The sequence below is a fragment of the Nonomuraea sp. NPDC003201 genome (genome assembly GCF_053590415.1).
The window spans coordinates 1-21,588 of the sequence record NZ_JBSFTC010000198.1 but is presented as its reverse complement, the minus strand read 5'-3'; the positions used below and the strand labels follow the sequence as shown (position 1 = coordinate 21,588).

The 21,588-nt window shown below is 71.0% G+C and carries 21 protein-coding genes and 1 pseudogene; 7 read left to right on the top strand and 15 right to left on the bottom strand.

The window, feature by feature from the left end; all coding sequences use genetic code 11:
* Positions 1-181: 181 nt before the first annotated feature.
* From ACWDX9_RS42490 to ACWDX9_RS42480, 3 genes are all read left to right on the top strand, one after another.
* Positions 182-1,234 (top strand): tetratricopeptide repeat protein, encoded by a 1,053-nt coding sequence (locus tag ACWDX9_RS42490; RefSeq protein ID WP_449964994.1) that lies wholly within the window; start codon positions 182-184, stop codon positions 1,232-1,234.
* Between the two features lie 361 nt (positions 1,235-1,595).
* Positions 1,596-3,170, top strand: coding sequence for a choice-of-anchor I family protein (locus tag ACWDX9_RS42485; protein WP_449964991.1), 1,575 nt, complete (start codon positions 1,596-1,598; stop codon positions 3,168-3,170).
* A 134-nt stretch (positions 3,171-3,304) separates the two neighbouring features.
* A complete protein-coding gene (locus ACWDX9_RS42480; RefSeq protein ID WP_449964988.1) occupies positions 3,305-3,436 on the top strand; it encodes a hypothetical protein in 132 nt (43 codons plus the stop codon).
* Positions 3,437-3,496: 60 nt separating this feature from the next.
* Here the strand turns inward: ACWDX9_RS42480 and ACWDX9_RS42475 are convergent, their stop codons facing one another.
* Together ACWDX9_RS42475 and ACWDX9_RS42470 are read right to left on the bottom strand one after the other, a co-directional pair.
* Positions 3,497-3,901 carry a hypothetical protein gene (locus tag ACWDX9_RS42475; RefSeq protein ID WP_350734113.1) on the bottom strand — a complete coding sequence of 135 codons (405 nt, stop codon included), beginning with the start codon at positions 3,899-3,901 and terminating at the stop codon, positions 3,497-3,499.
* Positions 3,902-3,931: 30 nt separating this feature from the next.
* On the bottom strand, positions 3,932-5,248 hold the full coding sequence (locus ACWDX9_RS42470; RefSeq protein WP_449964985.1) for a DUF6745 domain-containing protein: 1,317 nt from the start codon (positions 5,246-5,248) through the stop codon (positions 3,932-3,934).
* A gap of 194 nt (positions 5,249-5,442) precedes the next feature.
* On the opposite strand from ACWDX9_RS42470, the gene ACWDX9_RS42465 reads away from it, so the two are divergent.
* Positions 5,443-6,390 (top strand): TIGR02996 domain-containing protein, encoded by a 948-nt coding sequence (locus ACWDX9_RS42465; protein ID WP_449964982.1) that lies wholly within the window; start codon positions 5,443-5,445, stop codon positions 6,388-6,390.
* Positions 6,387-8,270, top strand: a complete 1,884-nt coding sequence (locus tag ACWDX9_RS42460; protein ID WP_449964980.1) for a hypothetical protein — start codon at positions 6,387-6,389, stop codon at positions 8,268-8,270. The genes ACWDX9_RS42465 and ACWDX9_RS42460 overlap by 4 nt, the downstream gene beginning before the upstream one ends.
* Positions 8,271-8,283: 13 nt before the next feature.
* On the opposite strand, the gene ACWDX9_RS42455 is transcribed toward ACWDX9_RS42460, so the two are convergent.
* The 3 genes from ACWDX9_RS42455 to ACWDX9_RS42445 all read right to left on the bottom strand — a co-directional run bounded on the left by ACWDX9_RS42455 (position 8,284) and on the right by ACWDX9_RS42445 (position 10,562).
* Positions 8,284-9,348 (bottom strand): class I SAM-dependent methyltransferase, encoded by a 1,065-nt coding sequence (locus ACWDX9_RS42455; RefSeq protein ID WP_449964977.1) that lies wholly within the window; start codon positions 9,346-9,348, stop codon positions 8,284-8,286.
* A 188-nt stretch (positions 9,349-9,536) separates the two neighbouring features.
* On the bottom strand, positions 9,537-9,977 hold the full coding sequence (locus tag ACWDX9_RS42450; RefSeq protein WP_449964975.1) for a cupin domain-containing protein: 441 nt from the start codon (positions 9,975-9,977) through the stop codon (positions 9,537-9,539).
* 93 nt (positions 9,978-10,070) lie between these two features.
* Positions 10,071-10,562 carry a hypothetical protein gene (locus ACWDX9_RS42445; RefSeq protein ID WP_449964971.1) on the bottom strand — a complete coding sequence of 164 codons (492 nt, stop codon included), beginning with the start codon at positions 10,560-10,562 and terminating at the stop codon, positions 10,071-10,073.
* 240 nt (positions 10,563-10,802) lie between these two features.
* Between ACWDX9_RS42445 and ACWDX9_RS42440 the strand changes: the two genes are divergently transcribed.
* Positions 10,803-11,246, top strand: a complete 444-nt coding sequence (locus ACWDX9_RS42440) for an ester cyclase (protein ID WP_449964968.1) — start codon at positions 10,803-10,805, stop codon at positions 11,244-11,246.
* Between the two features lie 43 nt (positions 11,247-11,289).
* On the top strand, positions 11,290-12,201 hold the full coding sequence (locus ACWDX9_RS42435; protein ID WP_449964965.1) for an aminoglycoside phosphotransferase family protein: 912 nt from the start codon (positions 11,290-11,292) through the stop codon (positions 12,199-12,201).
* Positions 12,202-12,211: 10 nt separating this feature from the next.
* On the opposite strand, the gene ACWDX9_RS42430 is transcribed toward ACWDX9_RS42435, so the two are convergent.
* From ACWDX9_RS42430 to ACWDX9_RS42385, 10 genes and pseudogenes are all read right to left on the bottom strand, one after another.
* Complete coding sequence (locus ACWDX9_RS42430) at positions 12,212-13,390, bottom strand: phospholipase D-like domain-containing protein (RefSeq protein WP_449964963.1); 1,179 nt, start codon at positions 13,388-13,390, stop codon at positions 12,212-12,214.
* 3 nt (positions 13,391-13,393) lie between these two features.
* Positions 13,394-14,413 (bottom strand): ABC transporter ATP-binding protein, encoded by a 1,020-nt coding sequence (locus ACWDX9_RS42425; RefSeq protein ID WP_449964960.1) that lies wholly within the window; start codon positions 14,411-14,413, stop codon positions 13,394-13,396.
* Complete coding sequence (locus ACWDX9_RS42420) at positions 14,406-15,386, bottom strand: ABC transporter ATP-binding protein (protein WP_449964957.1); 981 nt, start codon at positions 15,384-15,386, stop codon at positions 14,406-14,408. The genes ACWDX9_RS42425 and ACWDX9_RS42420 overlap by 8 nt, the downstream gene beginning before the upstream one ends.
* Before the next feature lie 2 nt (positions 15,387-15,388).
* On the bottom strand, positions 15,389-16,243 hold the full coding sequence (locus ACWDX9_RS42415) for an ABC transporter permease (protein ID WP_449964954.1): 855 nt from the start codon (positions 16,241-16,243) through the stop codon (positions 15,389-15,391).
* Positions 16,243-17,169: an ABC transporter permease gene (locus ACWDX9_RS42410; protein ID WP_449964951.1), complete on the bottom strand. Its 927-nt coding sequence runs from the start codon at positions 17,167-17,169 to the stop codon at positions 16,243-16,245. Before ACWDX9_RS42410 ends, ACWDX9_RS42415 begins: the two co-directional genes overlap by 1 nt.
* Positions 17,166-18,221 (bottom strand): LacI family DNA-binding transcriptional regulator, encoded by a 1,056-nt coding sequence (locus tag ACWDX9_RS42405; RefSeq protein WP_449964948.1) that lies wholly within the window; start codon positions 18,219-18,221, stop codon positions 17,166-17,168. The genes ACWDX9_RS42410 and ACWDX9_RS42405 overlap by 4 nt, the downstream gene beginning before the upstream one ends.
* A gap of 21 nt (positions 18,222-18,242) precedes the next feature.
* On the bottom strand, positions 18,243-19,760 hold the full coding sequence (locus tag ACWDX9_RS42400) for an ABC transporter substrate-binding protein (protein ID WP_449964945.1): 1,518 nt from the start codon (positions 19,758-19,760) through the stop codon (positions 18,243-18,245).
* A 13-nt stretch (positions 19,761-19,773) separates the two neighbouring features.
* Entirely contained in the window at positions 19,774-20,106 is a 333-nt protein-coding gene (locus ACWDX9_RS42395) for a hypothetical protein (protein ID WP_350734139.1), read from the bottom strand.
* A gap of 8 nt (positions 20,107-20,114) precedes the next feature.
* Entirely contained in the window at positions 20,115-21,077 is a 963-nt protein-coding gene (locus ACWDX9_RS42390) for a DUF6772 family protein (protein WP_449964943.1), read from the bottom strand.
* Between the two features lie 129 nt (positions 21,078-21,206).
* Positions 21,207-21,588 (bottom strand): annotated as a pseudogene (locus ACWDX9_RS42385) (hypothetical protein); the annotation flags it as partial.

The window sequence follows — 21,588 nt, the reverse complement described above, 5'->3', positions numbered from 1 at the left end:
TACGTCGCCGCCCAGTGGCGCAACCTGCGTACCTGGCTGGACGCCAACCCCGACGACGAGCTCGCACCCGAACTGCGCGCCGAGCTGTCGCGCGATCGAGCGGGATCCCGGCCCGGCCGTCTGGCGCCTGGCCGACATGGTCCGCGCCATCTGCGCCCGTACCGGACGCATCGGTGAGTGGATGGAGATCGCGCCGACCCTGCTGGAGGCCGCCTCCGCGCACGACGTCCCGGCCGTGACCGCCATGCTGCACACCGGCATGGGCGACGGCCTCTTCCGCGTCGGCCGCCGTGAGGAGGCCGTCGGTCATCTGGAGCAGGCCGTTCGCATCGCCGGCGGGAGCGGCGATCGGGAGGGCGAGGCGGCGGCCAGGATGGGGCTGAGCTTCGCGCGGGCGTGGACGGGCGACCTCGTCGAGGCGATGGCCGACAACGTACGGGCCGCGCAGCTCTTCGGCGAGCTCGGCTCGGTGCCGGGCCACGTCCGGGCACTCCAGGCGCTCGGCTACCAGTACCACCACCTGGGCCGGCTGGACCTGGCCGAGGACTACTGCAGGCAGGCACTCGCGCTGAGCCGGCGCCACGATCTGCCCTACGCCGAGGGGGCCGATCTGCGGCAGCTGGGCGCCGTGCTCCTCGACCAGGGCCGGTACGGCGAGGCGGAGACCTGCCTGCGGCAGTCGGTCGCCCTGATCACCTCGATAGGCGGCCACGGCGCGGCCACGACGCAGATCTGGATCAGCCGGCTGCACTGGGAGAACGGCCGGTGGGCCCAGTCGCGGGACGAGGCGCTGGCGGCGCTGGACGTGTGCCGCGGCCAGGGGGACCGGCTGGTGGAGGCGGCGGCGCTGGTCGCCCTGGCCGACGCCGGGGTCCGCCTCGGCCTGACGGCAGAGGCCGCGGACAGCCTGGACCTGGCCGACGACCTCATCGGCGCGGGCGGCCTGAACTGGCATCTGGCCTACGCGCTGCTCGCCCGCGCCCGGCTGCTCGAAGCCGTGGGCGACCAGGAGGGCGCCGTCCGCCACGCGCTGCGGGGACACGCCGTGGCGGCCGAGAGCACGTACCGGCTGCCGGAGCTGGCCGCGCTGACGGAGCTGGCCAAGCTGGAACGGCGGCGAGGCGACCGCGAGGCGGCGGCGCACCGCGCCGGCGAGGCCTTGCGGCTGTGCCGGCAGATCGGGCACGCACCCTGCGAGAAGAAGCTCGCGCTGCTGCTGGAGGACGAGAGGTAGGTCTCCTCTCCCAGGATGCGCGCGGACCGGCCCCTCAAGGTGCGACGGCGTCAAACTCGATCATGAGCCGGCGGGGGCCGCGCCGCGCCGGGTCGGCCGACGCGCAGGTCCGGGGCGCGGACGCCCTTGCCGCCACGGTCGCCGACCTCATCCGCCAAGCCGCCGCCTGAGCCCGCCGCCCCCGGCATCTGATCGCGGCCACGGTCCGGCCCTGGCGGCGCACTGCCATCGCCCGGGCCGGACCGGGCGTCGCGCCTCCGTGCCGCCTGAGCTGCGTGGACGAGGCTCTTCCCAGGTGCAATTCACTGCAAAGACATCCTCTGGCGCTCAAATGGTCATCGGCTGTCGTCACGATCGGCGCATGCACCGCTCACATGCCTTCCGGATGACCGCGGCCGCCGCCGGCGCCGCTCTCTCACTCGCCTTGCTCGCCGTTCCCGCCCAGGCGACGATTTCGCAGGACAACGGGACCAAGGGCGTCAGCCTGGCGTTCCTCGGCCGGTTCTCGACCGGGTCGGTCGGCACCGGCGCTTCGGAGATCACCTCCTACGACCCCGCCACCAAGCGCGCTTTCGTGGTGAACGCGCAGGCGGGAACGGTGGACGTCCTGGACATCCGCGACCCGCGCAACCCGAAGCGGGTCACCTCCCTGGCCGCACCCGGAGCGAACAGCGTCGCCGTGAGCAGGGGCCTGGTGGCCGTCGCGCAGCAGGCGGCGAAGAAGACCGGCCAGGGGAAGGTGACGCTCTTCCAGGCCGGTTCCGGCAAGAAGCTCAAGGAGTTCCCCGTGGGGGCGCTTCCCGACATGGTGACCTTCAGCGAGGACGGCCGCCGGCTGGTCGTCGCCAACGAGGGCGAGCCGGAATCGTACTGCGCGGGCGCCGTCGACGACCCCGAGGGGTCGGTGAGCGTCATCGACGTGAGGAGCGGCACCGTACGCACCGCCGACTTCCGGGCGTTCAACGACCGGGCCGACGCGCTCCGGGCCGCGGGCGTGCGCATCTCCGGTCCGGGCGCGACGGTGGCCCAGGACCTGGAGCCGGAGTACATCACCGTGGCCGGTGACACGGCGTGGGTGACGTTGCAGGAGAACAACGCGGTGGCGATCGTCGATCTCGGCCGCGCCAAGGTCCAGCGGATCGTGCCGCTCGGCCTGAAGGACTTCGGCACGGTGGGCCTGGACGCCTCCGACAAGGACGGGAAGATCGACATCCGTCCCCGGGCCGGCGTCAAGGGGATGTACATGCCCGACTCGGTCGCGCACTTCCGCTCGAAGGGGGAGACGTACCTCGTCACCGCCAACGAGGGAGACGGCCGTGACTGGGACTGCCACACGGACGAGGTGCGCGTGAAGGACCTGACGCTGTCGGCCGAGGCGTTCCCGAACGCCGCCGCGCTGAAGAAGGACGCGGAGCTCGGCCGCCTGACCGTGGCCGCGGACTCGCCGAAGGACGCCTCGGGCGCCTACCGGCAGCTGAACGCCTTCGGCGCCCGCTCGATCTCCGTACGCTCGGCCACGGGCGCGCTGGTCTGGGACTCGGGGGACGAGCTCGAGCAGCTGATCGCCCGGGAGCTGCCCAAGGAGTTCAACGCCGACAACGAGGAGAACGGCTCCTTCGACAGCCGCAGCGACAACAAGGGCCCGGAGCCCGAGGGCGTCGCGGTGGGTCAGGTGCGGGGGAGGACGTACGCGTTCGTCGGGCTTGAGCGGGTCAGCGGGGTGGTCGCCTACGACGTGACCGACCCCAGGCGCCCGGCCCTCGTCGACTATCTCAACACGCGCGACTTCGCCGGATCCGTCGAGGACGGGACCGCCGGCGACGTCGGCCCGGAGGGTGTCTTCTTCGTGTCCGCCGGGGACAGCCCGACCCGCCGGCCGCTGCTGATCGTGGGCAACGAGGTGAGCGGGACCACCGCCATCTACGAGATCCGGTAGGTGGCCTCAGCCGGCTCCTGACGCGCCGTATGTCGGGGTTCGCGAGGTAACGTCATCGTCACAGGTGCCGCTCGCCGTGATCCGCGCTGGTCCCGTTCTCGAATGCGCGGCAGAAACCTGACTGGAGGTCCCTCATGGTTCGACGAATCTCCCTCCTGCTCGTCCTGGCCGTCTCGGCGCTGGCGCTGCTCGCCGGCACCGTCGCCGGGCCCGCCAACGCCGCGACAGCCATCGAGTACGGGCTGATGGCCGCTCTGGTGCCCTGAGAGAAGACAGAAGGGCGGATGTCCGCCATCCGCCCTTCCCGGCCCGACGGCGGATGGCCTTCAGTCGGCGACGAGGCGGGTCTGATCGGCCTGCTCGCGCTGGCGGCGCAGCTCGTAGGTGCCCGGCGCGATGCCGGTGAAGGCGTGCTCGGGGTGCGCGAGGTAGGCGGTCGCATCGTCGGCCACGGTCAGGACGCCGAGCACCATTCCGCCGCCGAAGCGCTCAGGCGTGAAGAACGCCTTGCCGGTGGAGAGCAGGAGGTGGGTGTTGGCCCCGCCCTGGCCGCGGACGATCGGGACGCCGGCCTCGGGGACGGGGGTGCGGGCCGGGTCCCGCTTGGCCGGTACGACGGCGACATCGCCCTGGAACTGCAGGCCGGACAGGATGGGGATCTCGGCCTGCCGGTCGAGGTGCTCGTCGACGGTGACGCCGAAGGTGGCCATGGCCTGCTCGATGGTAAGCATCTTCTCGGGCTCCTTTGCCGGTGGGCGGGGTCAGGATCGTCGTTGCGCGCCGGCGTACTGAGCCGGGGTGAGGCCGTAGGTCCAGGCGGCGGCCTGGATGGGGTCGCCGCAGTCGGCGGGGACGGTGAGGCCGAAGCGGCGGCGGGTGCCGTCCCGCTCGACGGTGCCGTTGGTGCACAGCAGGACCCGCACGTGCGTGGTGTAGATGTCCTCGGGGACGTCGTGCAGGGTGAGGGTCTGGCCGGGATTGCCGGGGTCGGGTACGGCGGGCCCGATCTGCTCCAGGCCGGCCTCGATGATGAAACGGTCCCAGCCGCGGCGTTCGATGGCGCAGCGGCGGATCTCGGCGTTGGTCTCGCGGAGGATCTCGTCGGTGGTGAGGGTGTCGTCGATGACGGCCCGGGGGACGTGGGTGCCGTGCCAGAAGTAGACCCCGAACCCGTCGGACCAGCCGGCGGTGGGGCCGTCGGCGCGGTGCGGCCGGTGCACGGCCCTGGCGCCCTCGCCGACCTGCTCGAGGTGCAGCTCGGCCGGGCGCGGGCAGAGCATGACGAAGTCGAGGAAGGGCCACCACCACCAGCCGGCGGGCGCGGATCCCGCCGGGTCCTGCTCCCCAGCGCCCTGCCACGACCCGCCCTCATCCAGCGGTGCGACCGTGTCCTGCCCGAGGTCGTGCGGTGAAGCCGTGTCCTGTCCGGAGCCGTGCGGTGGGGTCGTGTCCTGTCCGAGGTCGTGCCCTGGGAGCGTGTCCTGTCTGAAGCGGTCGACCAGGGGGAGCCAGCTGCCGGAACGCTGGAACGCCAGGTGGGCCCGCCACAGCCGCCGTACCTCGCCGCGGATCGTGTCCTGCCGCGCGCCGCCCACCGCCGCGTCCACCGCCGCCCGCACGGCCGCGTTCGACGCGTCGGCGACCAGGTTCAGCACACCGGCGGGCACATTCCGGCTTTCCTCGCGGGCGGGCACGTCCCGAACGGCCGAGGCCAGCGCGGCGTCCATCCTCGCGGCGATCTCGGCGTGCAGGGCGGTGGCCGCCGCGCCGTGCACCGGATCGCTCGCCGCCCCGTCCGCCGCGACCCGGACCGCGGCGCGTACGGCATGGCCGACGCTCTCACCGGCGGTGTCGTCCACCGCCCGGTAGACGGACTCCAGGACGCGGTTGTTGCGGTGACCGGTGCTCAGGCAGGCCGCGATCGGTGCGGCGAACGCGCCGACGAGCGGTGAGGACACCCACACGACCCGTTCCGGGAACGGGACCCCGATCTCCCGGTAACAGGCACGGGCGGCGGACTCCCACGCCCGCCGCTCGATGGCGCCGTCGTCGCCCGGCTCGGGACCCGGTGAATTCACGGTGGAGACCTCCAACTGAGGCGGGCCACCCTGGCTCCGCCCGAGAGCGCCGCAACGACACCGTGCCGCCTGGGACACGTCGGCGATCATGTACTCGGCGCAGCACGATACCTGCCTGCGCGGTCACTCGGGGTCCGTTTACAGATGATGTGCAGCGCCTTGACACATCTGTCGATCTCCGTACATTCGTACGAATGCAAGTGACCGCCGTCGAAGACGCGTTACGGGCTCATCCCGACGACCTCGCCTCGTGGGGTGCCTACAGTGACTGGCTGCTGGAGCAGGGCGACGCCAGAGGCACGCTGATCCGCCTCGAACAGCGCCTGGCACGCACCCGTCCCGCCGACCGCCCGGCCATGGAGCGGGAGATCGCCGACCTCGTCGCGGAGCACGAGGGCGGATGGGACGACGGGTTGCCGGCGACGGCGCACGTGCTGGCCCGCCGGTACGGCTTCGCCACGGAGGTCGCCGTCGCGTGGTCGGACGACGTCCGCGAGGTCGTGGAGCAGGTGCTGCGCGGCCGGTTCGTCACCACGCTGAGGATCACGTCCCACGAGGCGTCCGACGAGGACGAGGAGTGGGACGACGAGGACGACGACTGGGATGACGACGAGGACGACGAGGACGAGGACGACGACGAGGACGACGGCCCGGGAGGCGGGGTTCGCTCCGGGCGCCTGGACATGCGGGCACTCGACGGGCTGGATCTCGGCCGGCTCACCGGGCTCGACCTCTCCTATCTGGACCTCGGTCCCAACGGCGCCGAGCTCCTCACCACCTTGCTCCGCACGGACCGGTTGCGGGCACTGGAGCTGCGGTACTGCCGGATCGGCGACGCCGGTCTCGCGGCCCTCGCGGCGTCCCCGTACCTCGGCGGACTGCGCCGCCTGCACCTGCAGCGCAACAGGGTGAGCGCCGCGGGCGTGCGCTCCCTGCATCGGTTCACGGAGCTGACCGAGCTCGACCTGCGGTACAACCACATCGGAGAGGCGGGCGCGGAGGCCCTGATCGCGGCCCCGTTCGCCGGATCCCTCGCGCGGCTGTGGCTGTACGGCTCCGATGTGGGCAAGGACGGCGTGCGCAGACTGGCGCACGCCGCGAACCTTCCGTCCGGGCTGCGCACCATGTGGAGGTCCATGTGAGCATCGAACTTCGGGATCGCTTCTTCGTCCTGTCGGCCGGGGACGCGCCCGCCGAGGAGGCCGCCCGGTATCGGGCGGAGGTGGACGCGACCGACGCCGAGCCGGCCGCGACGGTGGACGGGCTGGACATCTCCTGGCATCCGTCGGCGCGGTTCAAGGCGGTGCGGTTCATCGACGCCGAGCGGATCGACGAGCGCGTGCGGGACCTGTTCGCCCGGCCGAGCGCGGACGCGCCGTACCTGGCGGCGGTGTTCGTGGATCCGCACGAGTTGTCGTTCCGCACCTTCGAGAACATCGTCCCGCTGGACCGCCTGTTCGAGGACGTGCCGCTGGAGGCGGAACTGGCCGAGCGGGCGGAGCACGCGGACGGGGTGTTCTCGTTCTCGCTGCGGCTGCCGGCCGAGGCCCGGGCCCGCCTGGAGCGGCTGGACGAGCTGAAGCTGTACGTGCCGCCGCTGAACGCCGGGTCCCGGGGCGGCGAACGGTTCATCTTCCACTCGGCGCTGCTGGCCGAGGCGTTGGGCGCGGCGGTGGCCGACGCCTTGCCGCCGGCGACGGCGGAGGGGTTCTCGCACGTGAACCCGGTGTTCAGGTGCAACCGGTTCGAGCCCGGCGACGCGAACTTCCACCGGCACCGGGACACGCCGTACTTCGACGCGGCGCGGCGGCACATCTCCCGGTACACGGTGCTGCTCTACCTGACCGGCGGCACGGGGTCACCGGCGCTGGACCTGGTCGGCGGCGCCGCGCTGAGCGAGATCGGCGACTTCACGTGCGTGATCTTCGATCAGCGGTACGAGCACGAGGGCGCCCCCTACCGCGACGGCCGCAAGGTGTTCCTGCGTACCGAGCTCATCTTCACCGCCGACGAGGTCACCGAGGCGCCGGAGATCGGCGAGCTGTTCAGCAAGGCGTGCTACCTCACCGGTGAGAGCGTGTTCGCGCCGGAGCTGGCCCGGCACGCCGACGCGTACTACAACCAGGTGGCGGCCGCCCACTGGAACGGCCTGGGGGAGGGCCCCACTCGCGAGACCTTCGTGCACAAGGAGTTCCGCGGGGTGCACTTCGTGGCCAACGGCTACGACTTCTGGTTCGCCAAGAGCGAGGAGCTGTCGCTGGCGGAGTGCGCCGCGCTCACCCTGCTCGACTACTTCAACTGCAAGCTCGGCGACACCGCGTTCCGGGCGCTGTGCGAGACGGAGGTGATCGAGTCCGACGACGCCGCCTGGATCCCGGAGTTCCTGAGTGCCAGGCGCGGCGGGTCCGTCATGACGCGGGTGGACAAGTCCGCGTTCTTCCCCGAGCCGGAGCGGCCCAACAACCAGACCTGCTGCCCGTTCCACTCCTCCGGACGCTACGACCCCACGCGCCACGGCGAGATCATCGATCTCTACACCGACGCGCAGTCCTTCGCCAAGGCGCATATCCTGCCCGCGCCGATCCTCATGCTCGGCGAGGACGTGGCCCTCGACCCGGACCGGTTCGTCATCCAGGACAACCTCATCCACGTGCTCGGCAAGGGCGCCCTCCAGCCGGTGAACTTCGCCGCCTGCTGGAACGACGAATCCATCCCCGAGGACTACGTGGTCGTCGCGGGCAAGGTCGGCGTGGCGCAGTTCCTCGTCCCGCCCATCATCTACACCGAGTCCGACGGCTGCCACCACCTCACGTTCGACTTCTTCCGCAACTCGTGGATGGTCGACCACCAGCGGGCCACCATCCCCATCCCGAGGATCACCGACGAGGATTGGGCCGACCCGGACGAGAGCCGCGCCTGGCGGCGCTACGTGGACGACTCGCTCGTCGACGACGAGCACCCGCTGCCGCCCAGCGACCTGTGGGACGACGAGGAGGACGACTGGGACGACGAGGACGACTGACGCGGCCGGGGAATCAGCGGCGGGCGTCGTAGACGCGGTTGGCGGGGCTCTCCGCGGCCAGCTTCCAGGTACGCAGGCCGGCCTCGTGCGCGATGCGCCGCAGGGCGTCCTCGCCGGCGTGGTTCCCCAGCGCGTACGGCCCCTTCTGGGCCAGCGCCCCGGGCAGGCACAACGTCGCGGACGTCGCGGTGAACGCCCGCCCGAGCGGGTTGATGTTGTCCTGGGGCGCCGCGGCGGCGTTCGGCTCGACGACCAGGCAGGCGCCGTCGGCGGCCAGCGTCCGCGCGGCGCGCCGGAACGCGGCGCCGGGGTCACCGAGGTCGTGCAGGCAGTCGAAGAAGGTGATCAGGCCGTAGTCGCCGCCGGGGAAGTCGCCGGCGCCCGCGACCTCGAAGGTCACCCGATCGGCCAGCCCCTGCTCCGCCGCCGCCCGCCGCGCGCTCTCGACGGACGGGCCGTGGAAGTCGAAGCCGTGGAAGCGGGAGGCGGGGTACGCGTGCGCCATGAGCAGCGTGCTGTGGCCGAAGCCGCAGCCGACGTCGGCGACGGACATGCCCCGCTCCAGCCCCTCCACGACGCCGTCCATGGCCGGCAACCACTCCTGCACCAGGGACGCCGCGTAGCCGGAGAGGAAGAACGTGGCCACCCCCTCGTACAAGGCGGACCCGTGCTCCTCCCAGCCGACGCCGCCGCCGGTCCGGTAGGCGTCCACCAGCGCGTCCTCGGTGGCGTAGAGCGGCTGGAGCATGGCGAACGCGCCGGCCGAGTACGCGGGAGAGGCCGGGTCCGCGAGCACGGCGGCGTGTTCGTCGGGGAACACGTAGGTGTCCGTGCCGGGCTCGTAGTCCACGTACTGGCCGGCCACCTGGGAGGCCAGCCACTCCCGTACGTACCGTTCGTCGAGGCCTGCACGGGCGGCGAGCTCCCCGGAGGTCAGCGGCCCGGCCCCGGCCATCGCCTCGTAGAGCCCGAGCCGGGTGCCGATCGACGTGCAAAGGCCAGCGAGGGCGGCGCCGCTGTCGATCGTCACGCGTTCCAGGAACTCCTTCACCCGATCCTGGTCAAGCGTTTTCTCCATGATTTCCCCCGTTGTTTTGCGATCGCAAATCTATATAAACAGTGACAATCACAGCTATATAAACGGTGAAAATCGGCCCAAGCGCACGTCTTTGTTCGAAGAGGCGGGAACCGGACCCGGTTCCCGCCTTCTTCGTCTTCAGCGCGCGGTGGTGAACAGGAACGCGCCGTTCCGCACGGCCTCCATGGTCATGACCGCGGCGCGCGACGGTCCTGCCGGGCCTTCAGCTCCTGCGGGCTGACCGGGACCAGCATCGGCTGACCGGGTGCGCAGAACATCGTCACCACGAACGCCGACTCCTCGTCGGCCAGGTGGTTGCCGTCCTGGTAGTGGATCACGTCCCCGCCGGGCTCCCAGAACGCCTCACCGGCCCGGACGACCCGTACGGGTTCGCCTTCGAGCTCGAAGTTGATGGCGCCCTTGACCACGTACCCGTACGCGGGGCCGGAGTGCCGGTGCGGCGGCGCGCCCGGGCTGTCCGGCGGCAACGTGACCAGGATCGTCATCGCCTCGGAGCCCTCCGGCGCGCGCGGCGCCCCCGGTACGGTGGCGACGATCTCGATCTTCGGCGGCGGCCCGCTCTGGTCGGGGTTCTCGAGCTGGTGGGAGTGAGCTTGGTCGATGCTCATCAGGTTCCTCTCACGGGACGTCGGCCGGCTCGGTCCGGCCCTGCACCAGCTCAGACAAGACAGCGTCCCGATGTGTGACAACGCTCTGACCCGTCAGAGGGCCAGCGCGGCCATGAAGGCCATGCTGGCCGCCATTCCGGCCGAGCACACGTCCTGGCCGAACATCCTTCGGTCCGCGCTCCGCTCGGGCAGGACGCGGAGGAGCCGGGCGCAGGTCCAGGCCAGCCCGATGACCAGGGCCAGCACGGCCGGCGAACCGCCTCCGTGCGGGTGCCCGGCCGTGGCGGCGGCGAGAGGGGGCGAGCCGAACGCCGTCAGCACCAAGAGGATGGACATGACCACGAAATCCTGGATGTGGTGGCCGGTCTCGGCGCGGCGGGAGGGGGAGCCGCAGAGCCAGCCGGCGGTCAGCAGCGCGAGCACCGCCGCGGACAGGAACCAGCCGCCCAGATGCCCGGCCGCCATGCCGAGCGCCATGACGACGTGCGGCCACCTCCTGGTGGGCCGCGCGGAGGGCAGCAGGGCCGGGGCGAGGGCCAGGGCGCACCCGGCCGATAGCCCCACCGCGTGGAGGAAGGCCTGCATCAGGCGGTCTCGACTTTCACCGGGCAGGCGCTCCTCGTTTTTCCGAACTGGCCGAGATGGTAGCTGCCGGCGCGATGCCGGCACCAGGGTGGTCACAATCTCTGACAGGACAGCTCGGCAACCTGTGACAGGCGTCTCTAGAAAACGACCTATGCCCGATATTTCGGATAATCAATCTGGCATGGCTTCTGTACTGAGGGTTGGCCCAATAATTGCCCATTCGACTATTAAAATGAGTCGATGTCTGATCCCCGACGCCCGCTGGACCGGCTGCGCAGGGCCTTCAACCGCCACGACCTGGACGGCCTCGCGGACACCTTCAGCCGCGGCGCGGTCCTCGTCGCGCCGGACGGCGTGGGCCAGGACAGGGACGAGATCGCCTCCTACTACGGCGCGTTCATCGAGGCGTTCCCGGACTCGAGGTGCACCGTCCAGTCGCTCACGATCCTGGGCGACACCCTGGTGGCGGAGTACACCCTGAGCGGCACGCACAGGGGCGCCTACCTGATGCCCGGAGGGGGCGTGGCCGCGGCGACCGGCCGCCCCATCCTCGTACGCGCGTGCAGCGTCTCGACCGTGGAGGACGATCTCATCGTCAGCCACCGCATCTACTACGACCAGCTGGAGCTGGGCGCCCAGATCGGCGGCGCGCTCCGCTTCGAGGAGGACGAGAGCCCGGCCTGAAAACCCTTTGCGCGGCGGTGGTCGCGGCGGCCACACTCTCGGGGTGATCGACAGCGTGCCCCCCGACGGACGTGCCGGGATCGACGCCTCGCTGGTCAAGCGGCTGATCGAGGACCAGTTCCCGCAGTGGAGCGATCTGCCCGTGACGCCGGTCGAGGTCGATGGCTGGGACAACCGCACCTATCGCCTCGGCGAGGAGATGACGGTGCGCCTTCCCACCGCCGCCGGATACGCGCCGGCGGTCGACAAGGAACATCGATGGCTGCCGGTCCTCGCGCCGTCGTTGCCGGTCGCGGTCCCCGTGCCGCTGGCCAAGGGCGTGCCGGGCGCGGGATACCCGTTCGGCTGGTCGATCCGCAGGTGGCTGGAGGGGCGGACGGCCACCCTCGACCGCGTCGACGATCTGTGCGCGTTCGCGGAGTCGGTGGCCGGATTCCTCCTCGCGCTGCGGCGCGTCGACGCCACGGGCGGGCCTGCGGCCGGTGCGCACAGCTTCTACCGGGGTGCGCCGCCGGCCCACTACGACGAGGACACCCGTCGCGCCCTCGCCGCGCTGGACGGACAGCTCGACACCGGCCTGGCCTCGGCCGTCTGGGACGCCGCGCTGGAGGCGACCTGGTCCGGGCCGCCGGTGTGGTTCCACGGCGACGTCGCCGGCGGCAACCTGCTGGTCAGGGACGGAAAGCTGGCCGCCGTCATCGACTTCGGAACCTCGGGTGTCGGGGATCCCGCCTGCGATCTGGTGATCGCCTGGACGATGTTCTCGGGCGACAGCCGGGAGGCCTTCCGCAGGGCCGCAGGCCAGGATCGCGCCATGTGGGCGCGGGCCCGGGGCTGGGCCCTGTGGAAGGCGCTGATCGTGCTGGCCGAGAAGCTCGGCACCGACGAGGAGCAGGCCGCCGTCCAGCGGAGGGTCATCGACGAGGTCCTGACCGACCACCGGAACGCCGGCTAGCGATCGAGGATCAACCGGCCAGGGGCGCGACGGCGCGCATGCGCTCGAAGTTGGCGACGTACTGCCGGTAGATCGCCTTGTTGTTGAGCCGCAGCAGCGTCTCGTCGTTGCGGCGCAGCGACGTCTCGATGTAGTTGTGGCTGCCCGTGATCACCCGGCGGGCGTCGCGGTCGCCGTCGTACGAGCCCTCGATCAGCAGGTACTTGGAGTGCACGCGGCCGGGCAGCGCGCCGCCGTTGCCCAGGGTGCGCAGCTCGATGCGCGGCTCGGCCAGCAGGAGCTGCTTGACCTCGTCGCTCATGATGCCGTACACGATCCGGACCGTGCAGCCGCCGGCGGCCAGGTCGCGGAGCTTGGCCGGGATGGCGATCCGGAAGGTGTCCCACTCGGACATGCCGACCCGGATCGTGGTGCCGCCCCGGCAGGACACCTTGCCGAGCTCGTCCACGATGGGGTCGCCGTCCGCCTTGGGGAAGAAGGAGGCCCGCACCGACCCGCCGGGGCCGCCGGTCTGGACGACGCGGTAGTAGTCGAGGTTCTTGCGCTCGGCGGCCAGGTCGCCGAAGTAGCCGGCGTAGGCGTCGTACAGGCGCCGGTTCCCGGGCAGGACGACCGCGTTGTTCCAGTACGTGGAGGAGTTGAGGTCGGTCAGGTTGGCCGACGACTGGACCACCACGTCGGAGGCGTCGCCGGTGCGGGAGAACAGGTAGAACTTGTTGTGCTGCCCCTTGTTGCCGATGCACGCGGCGGTGCCGCCGGAGAGCGGCCCGCTGCAGACGTGCGTCCACGAACCGGCCGCCGTGTCGGTGCCCAGCGCGGCGGAGAGCTTGCCGGCCACGGCCGCGCCGCGCGTGTCCCCGTCCAGGATGACCTGTACGTCCACGTCCCGCTGGTGCGCCTTGATCAGCTCGTCGGCGAACTCGGTGCCCGCGGCGCCCGACATGACGAAGTGGGCGACCTGGATGCGGGCTCCGGCGGGGGTCTGCCGGACGAGGCCGCAGAGCGTACGCACGAGGGCGGCCGGGTCCCCGCCCGCGGGGTCGTTGAACACGGCGGTCGTCGTGACGTGCGCGGGAACGGGGGCGTCAGCGCAGGCGGAGGCCGCGGCCGAGGCCGGGGCGGCGCCCGTCAACGTGGCCGCGGCGATAACGGCGGCCACGGCCGGCACTGACATGGACTTGCCAAGCATGGATCACTCCTTCAAGACGCGGCCACCACCGGCCGCGGGTGTCGCCGGTGCTCCGGGGAAGTGGCACGCGACCGGATGACCTGTGTCCCGGCCGATGAGCGCCGGCTCCTCGTCGCGGCACCGATCCTGGACCTTCCAGCAGCGTGTTCGGAAAGGGCAGCCTGAAGGCGGGTCCAACGGTGAGGGAACATCTCCTGACAGGACGATCTCGCCGCTTTCGCCGTCCCTCCAGTCGTCCACGCTCGGCGCCGCCGACAGCAGCGCCTGCGTGTACGGGTGGGCCGCGCGCCGGTAGACGTCCTCCTTGGAGCCGGTCTCGACGACCTTGCCCAGGTACATCACCGCCACCCGGTCGCACAGGTGACGGACGACGCCCAGATCGTGGGAGATGAACAGGTACGCCACACCCAGGTCCCGCTGGAGCTCCCCGAGCAGGTTGAGGATCTGGGCCCGTACCGAGACGTCGAGCGCGGAGACCGCCTCGTCGCAGACGATCAGGCGGGGGCGGACGGCGAGCGCGCGGGCGATGCTGATGCGCTGCCGCTGCCCGCCGGAGAACTGGTGGGGGTAGCGTCCGGCGTGCTCCGGGCGCAGGCCGACACGGTCGAGCAGGGCGCCGACCTCCGCGTCCCACCGCTCGCGCGGCACCAGCCCCGGATGGATCCGCCAGGCCTCCTTGATGAGGTCGGCGACCTTCATGCGGGGGTTCAGCGCGGCGTACGGGTCCTGGAAGACGAGCTGGATCTCCCGGCGCAGCCTGCGCAGCTCCCTGGCGGGCAGGGCGGCCAGGTCGCGGCCCTCGAACAGGACCTTGCCGCTGGACGGGCGTACCAGGCCGACGATGGTCCGCGCGACCGTGGACTTGCCGCAGCCGGACTCGCCGACCAGGCCGACGGTCTCTCCCGCGTGGACGGTCAGGCTGACGCCGGCCACGGCGCGCACCTCGCCGCCGGGCCGGCCGATCCCGGCCCGCAGGCGGTAGGTGGTGACCAGATCGGTGAGCTCGAGCAACGGCTCAGTCATGCGCCGCCACCTCCTCGGCGAAGTGGCACGCGCTGGCCCTGCGGGTGCCGAGCTCACGCGGCAGAGGGTCGTCGGTGCGGCAGACGTCCCTGGCGAACGGACAGCGCGGATGGAAGGAACAGCCCGCGGGCGGCGCGGCGAGGTCGGGCGGCTGACCCTCGATGGCCTCCAGCGGAGCGCCGATGTCGCGCGGATCGGGCACCGCCCGCATCAGGCCCAGCGTGTACGGGTGCGCGGGCCGCTCGTACACCTCGGCCACGGTGCCCGTCTCGACGACGCGGCCGGCGTACATGACGGCCACGCGGTCGGCGGCACGCGCCACCACGCCGAGGTCGTGGCTGATGAGGATCATGCCGAGCCGCTGGGCCTGCTGGCGCTGCCGCAGCAGCCGCAGGATCTGCGCCTGGACGGTGACGTCGAGGGCGGTGGTCGGCTCGTCGGCGATGAGCAGCAGGGGATCGAGCGCCAGCGCCATCGCGATCATCACGCGCTGCCGCATGCCGCCGGAGAAGCGGTGCGGGTGGTCGTCCAGGCGCCGCTCGGCGTCCGGGATGCCCACCTGCGTCATCAGCTCCGCAGCCCGCCGCCTGGCCTCGGCCCTGCGGGTGCCGCGGTGCCTGCGGAACATCTCCGCGATCTGGTAGCCGACGGTCAGCGACGGGTTCAGGGCGCTGAGCGGATCCTGGAAGATCATCGCGATGCGCTCGCCGCGCAGTTCCCGCCATTCGCGGTCGGACAGGCCGATGACGTCGCGGCCCTCGATGGCCACGCGACCGCCCGCGATCCGCGCGTTCAGCGGCACCAGGCCCATCAGCGTCTGCGCGGTGACGCTCTTGCCGCTGCCGGACTCGCCGACGATCGCGAGCGTCTCGGCCTCGCCCACCTCGAACGACACCCCGCGTACGGCACGCAGCGGCCCCTCCGGGGTGTCGAACTCCACCGCCAGCTCCCGGACCTCCAGCAGATTGGCCATCGTCACAGCTCCGTCATCGGGTCGGAGGCGTCGCGCAACAGGTCGCCGAGGACCCCGATGCTCACCACCACGAGGGCCAGCGCGGCTCCGGGCGCGGCGGCGATCCACCAGGCCGACGCCAGGTAGTCGCGGCCCTCGGCGATCGTCGCGCCCCAGGACGCCTGGGAGGCCGGGACGCCGAGGCCGAGGAAGCTCAGCGACGCCTCGGCGACCATGGTCAGGCCGACCTGCACGGTCGCCGCGACGAGCAGCGGCGGCAGGCACGACGGCAGGATGTAGTGCACGAGGATGCGCCCGTGCGAGGCGCCCATCACCCGGGCCGAGTCGACGAACTCCCGGTCGCGCACGGCGAGCGCCGAGCCGCGCACCACCCTGGCGAAGATCACCCACCGGGTGACCGCCAGCGCGATGATCACGTTCACCATGCTCGGGCCGAGCACTCCTGCCAGCAGGATCGCCAGGAGCAGGCTGGGGAAGGCCAGCTGGATGTCGCCGACCCTGGAGATGATCCCGTCGGCCCAGCCGCCGAAGTAGCCGGCGAACAGCCCGAGCACCAGCCCGACTGTCCCGCCGACGAGCACGGTCACCAGGGCCACCGTCAACGACGTGCGCATGCCGGCCAGCACCTCGGCAAGGATGTCCTGGCCGACCTGATCGGTGCCGAGCCAGGCGACGGCGCCGTCGGACAACCGGGTCCCCGGCGGCAGCAGGCGGTCGACGGGACTGGTGCGGGCGGCGTCGAACGGCGCCAGCAGCGGCCCGAGCACGCCGGCCGTCGCGAACAGCAGCACGGTCCCGAGCGCCAGGCGAGCCCGCAGCGGCAACGCGGCCGGCCGGCTCGGGGCTTTCACTGACATCAGGCGTTCTCCAACTGGATCCTGGGGTCGAGGTACACGTAGAGCACGTCGACCAGCAGGTTGAGCACGATGTAGCAGACCGTGATCACGGTGAGGACGGCCTCGACGACGGCGTAGTCGCGGAAGGTGATCGAGTCGATCAGCAGCGAGCCGATCCCGGGCCAGGCGAAGATCACTTCGACGATCACGCCGTTGGCGATGAAGTAGCCCATGAGCAGGCCGAGCATGGTCACCACCGGGACCAGGGTGTTGCGCAGCACGTGGATGTAGAAGACGACCCGGTGACTCAGCCCCTTGGCGTGGGCCGTCCGGACGTAGTCCTGGTTCATCTCCTCGAGGATCCCCGTCCGTACGAGCCGGCCCAGCCAGCCGACGAACGGCAGCGCCAGCGTGAACGCCGGCAGCAGCAGGCTGACCAGGGTCCCGTCGGCGGTGCTCGGCAGGATCTGCAGCCACCGGGCGAAGATCAGCGACAGCATGATGCCGATCCAGAACGGCGGCAGCGCCTGGCCGACCAGCGAGGACACCGAGACGAGGTGGTCGGCCCAGGTGTTCGCGCGGCGGGCGGCGAAGGAGCCGGCGGCGAAGCCCAGCACGATGGTGATCACCATGGCCCAGACGGACAGCGACAGGGTCGGCCCCAGCCGTTCCAGGCAGGCGTCCAGAGCGCTGACGCCCTGCCGCCAGGACTGGCCGAAGTCGAGGGTGACGATGTCCTGGAGGTGGTGCGCATACTGGATGGGCAGGGGGTCGCGCAGCCCGAGCCGGTCGCGCAGCGCCTCCAGCGCCTCCGGCGTGGCCTGGCTGCCGAGGATCAGCTCGGCCGGGTCGCCCGGCAGCACGCGCAGCGCGATGAAGACGATGGTGATGGCGCCCCAGACCTGCAGCAGTGCCTGGGCGAGCCGCCGGCCGAGGAAGGCGGTCATGTGGCGCCCCCACCGCTCGACGCCCGGACGACCAGCCGCGGCGGGAACAGGATCTGCTCGGGAGGTCTCCCCGCCGCCGGCCGCCCCAGCCGCCGGAGCATGTGGTCGACCGCCGACACGGCGATCTCGGCGGCGGGCAGCTCGACGGTGGTCAGCGAGGGGATCACGTACGGCGCGAACGGGTGGCCGCCGTAGCCGACGACCAGGATGTCGTCGGGGATGCGCAGGCCCTCCTCGTTCGCCACCCGGTAGACGCCGAGCGCGAAGTAGTCGTTGCCGGCGACGAACGCCATCGGCCGTTGAGCGGTCCGCACGACCTCTCTGCCCAGCCGGTAGGCCTCGCTCGGGTCCCACGGCATCGCGCTCTGCTCCAGTCGCCGGGTCGGCACCTTGATCAGGGTGTCCGGCTCGACGGGCAGGCCGCTGTCGGCCATGGCCCGCCGGTAGCCCTCGACGCGGTCGGCGACGGACGAGACGTGCAGGTCCTCCTCCAGGAAGTAGATCTTCCTGGCACCCTGGGCGACGGCGTGCCTGGCGGCCTCGTAGCCGCCCTGGACGTGGTCGACGCCCACCAGGTCGGTGTTCAGCTCGGGCACGTCGCGGTTGATCAGGACGAGAGGCACCCCGGCCGCCCTGAACCGCCGCCAGTGCTCGGCCCCCTCCTGCACGGTCACCACGAGCACGCCGTCCACGCCGCGCCGCAGCAGCTCCTCCGCCGCGCGCCGCTCGTTGTCCAGGCTCTCCTCCGTCGCCATCAGCAGCAGGGAGTAGCCGTGCTCCCGGCAGCGCTGCTCCATGCCGCTGATGAGCTGGGCGTAGAACGGGTTGGACGGATTGGTGATGACCATGCCGAGCGTGCTCGCCGAGCCCAGCACCAGGGATCGGGCGGTCACGTTCGGCACGTAGCCGAGCCGCTCGGCCTCGGCCTTGACCCGGTTCCTCGTCTCCACACCGACGCTGTCCTTGTCGGACAGCGCGCGGGAGACGGTGTTCACCGAGACGCCGAGGCTCTCGGCGATGTCCTTCAGAGTGGTACGGCGTGCCTCGCGCATGTCACTCTCGTTCCGTGGGGATCATCCGGCGGTCGACACCGTGCGGAACTCGGGCTGGCTGTTGGCCGCCGGGACGAATCCCGCCACCGAGGAGCGCAGCCCGTACGTGCTGGACAGCGCCGCCGGGAAGACGCCGACCGCGTCACGCCAGATGATCTCGCACGCCTGGGCGTACAACGACCTGCGCTCGTCCTGGCCGGACGTGGAGCGTGCCTTGGCGAGGATGCCGTCGAGCTCCTTGTTCCGGTAGCCCATGCGGTTGGCCTCGCTGGTGTAGAGCCTGCCGAGCGTGTAGTCGGCGTCTCCCGTGGTCACGGTGTTGACCTGGAGCTCGATGTCCCAGTCGAGCGCGGTCAGGCGCTTGAGCCAGGCGGCCTTCTCGATCTGCTGCGGCTCGACGACGACGCCGACCTTGGCCCAGGCCGAGATGATCGACTGCGCGAGCTCGGTGGCCAGCGGGCCGGTGTCCTTGAACCACATCATCGAGGTGCGGATGCCGGAGCCGTGGCCGGCCTCGGCCAGCTCGCGCTTGGCCAGATCGGGGTCGTAGTCGTACGGCTGCTGGGGCGCGTGGCCGAAGACGGCCGACGGGATGGGGGCGTCCATGACGGCGGCGGCGTCGCCGTACAGGCTGGAGACGATGCTCTTGACGTCGAGCGCGTGATGGAGCGCGCGGCGCACCCGCGGGTCGGAGAAGGGTTTCCTGCCGCAGTTGAACCAGGCGAGGAAGTAGTTCACCCCCGGCTTGCTGTCGATCTTCACGCCGTTCACGCCGCCCAGCCGCTTGAGCTCGTCGGGAGGGATGATCCAGGTGACGTCCACCTCGCCGTTCTGCAGCGAGGTGATGCGCGTGGAGGCCTCGGGGATGTACGGCAGGCGCAGGCCGGGCAGCTTGGCCGCGCCGCCCCAGTAGCCGGGCACGGGCTTGAGCAGGAGCTGGGACGACGGCGTGAACGACTCGACGGCGAACGGCCCGCTGCCGATCGGGCTGCGCGACAGGTCGGCCTTGCCGATCCGGGCGGCCGGGACGATGAAGGCGAGCGTCAGGTTCACCAGCATCGTGCCCAGCGGGTCCTTGGTGGTGATCTTGATGGTGCCCGCGTCGGGGGCTTCGACGGCGTCCACGGCGGACCACAGGGGCTTCTGCGGCCCGTCGGACGCGGCCAGCCGCTCCAGCGACGCCTTGACGTCCGCCGAGGTCAGCTTGGTGCCGTCGTGGAAGACGACGTCCTCGCGAAGGGTGAACTCCCACGTCGTGTCGTCGGGCTGTTTCCACGAGGTGGCCAGGCGCGGCACGAGCCGGTCGCCGTCCCTGGCCACGAGCGTGTCGTAGATCTGCCGGTTGGCGAGGAGCGAGGCCTCGTCGACGGCGCTCGCCCCGTGCGGGTCCAGATCGTTGATCGCCTGGTAGAACGCCGCGTTGAACGGCCGGTTGCCTCCCGGGGCCGATCCCGTCGCCGGGCCGCCAGGGGCGCACCCCGCGACTGCGGCGCCGGCGGCTCCCAGGAGGGTCAGGAACTGGCGCCTGCTTGTTGCCATGGTCGTACCTTTCTCAGCTTTTCAGGGCCAGGTAGATCAGCACCTTGGCCCGCGGGTCGCCGCCCGCCAGCGTGGCCCGCAGCCGCAGCCAGTGGCCGAACTCGCGCACCCGCAGGGACACCAGGCCCGGCTCCTTCACGATCTGCTCGGTGGTCTCGTCGTCGTCGCACCAGTGCAGGCCGTCCGGGGAGATCTGGGCGGTCAGGCGCAGTTCCTGGCCCTCCAGCTCCAGCGTCCGCACGAACCAGCGCGCCTCGGCCGCCCATCCGGCCTCGTACGGCTCGGTGACGAAATCCTTGGTGAAGGTGGTGTTGCGCTCCAGAACGGCGGTAAGAGCATGCCTCATGCCGGTGTTCACCAATCCACGGAAATGAGTGCGGAATCGAGGAAGAGGAAATTGCGTACCGGAGAATGAGTGCGCACGCTCACGTAGAAATTGAGCAGGTTCTCCAGGCCGTCGTATTTGTCGGGATACTGCGGGACCGGTACATGGCGCATGTCCATGACCCGGTCGTTCACCTGGAGCTCGATATTGGTGCGCGTCCTGGTGTCGAACTGCCAGCGCAGGTAGTGCCAATTGACCTTTGTCGGCACCTCGTTGTAGCAGAGGTACTGCGGTTTTTCGTCGAGCGGGCGCCAGTCCTCCGGATTCGGGGCGGTGAAGTCCTCGACCGGGGACAGGTTCTCCTGGTTGTGCAGGTTCTCCCTGGGGGTGGGCTCGGGCACCACGGGGTAGACCCAGCGCCTGGTGAACCTGTTGTCCAGGTCGGTGTTCTGGTAGCGGGCGACGCAGTGATAGCGGATGCCCTCGCCGTCGCACAGGTCCGTGGCCACGGTGAACGCCCCGAACTGGGCTTCGGACGGGTGCAGGTTCCCGTCCCATTCGATGTCGCCGAAGCTGTTGCCGAGCGAGGACTCGGCCGTGGCCGCCTCGCTCTTGTAGGTGAAGTACGTCTCGAACTGCACCACGCCGCGCTTGGCCATGGTGAGGCGGCGGATCGCGACCGCCGTGTGTCCGGTCACCGGGCGGGTGGCGACCTTGAGCGCGTAATTGCCGCTCATCGCGGCGTGCGTGCCGATGTCGAAGAAATCGCACGAGCTGAGCTGCGGCGGCCGGAAGTCGCGCATGTGCACGTCCACCGTGTCGAGATTTCCATGGCCGTCGTGATTACCGATGAGCTCGCACCAACCGTGCGTTCCGGTGTTGAACTCGTCGAAGGCGAGGATGCGGGGGAGGGGATTGAACTTGGACAGCTTCGGATCGGCCGCGATCAGCGCGCGGCGTAGGTCCTCGGCCGGAACATGGGTGGTCTCCACGCTCGCAGGCGTCCTTCCCATAGAAATTCCGGGTCCAGGATTAACGTTAACGTGAACGTTAATCCTGGGTTTCGAGGACGCTAACTCGTCACATCCGCGGATGTCAAGCGTGTGAGGTCGCGAGCACGCTCAGCGGTCCCTGGCCGCGCGGCGGGCCGCGTCGATGGCCTCGGCGGGCACCGACCGGGCCGGGCGGGTGAGGATGCGGCGGATGGTCTCCGCGGGCACCTTGGGCTCGCGGTCCTCGGTCAGCAGCCCGTTCCGCTCCTGCTCGGTGTCCGTGAGCTGGGTCCAGCACAGACCGGCCAGCTCCGGATTGTCCAGCACCGCGTCCACGAGCTGCCGGAACCCCTCGGTCAGCTCCTCGGTGGAGCCGACGGTGCCGTACCCGTGCCAGGCCTCGTCCGGCGCCGGTCGGAGGCTGGTCCCGCCGATCTCGGACAGCACGATCGGCTGCCCGCGCCGGACCGGGTCGCCGAGCAGGGCGACGCGCAGATCGGAAGAGCGTCTG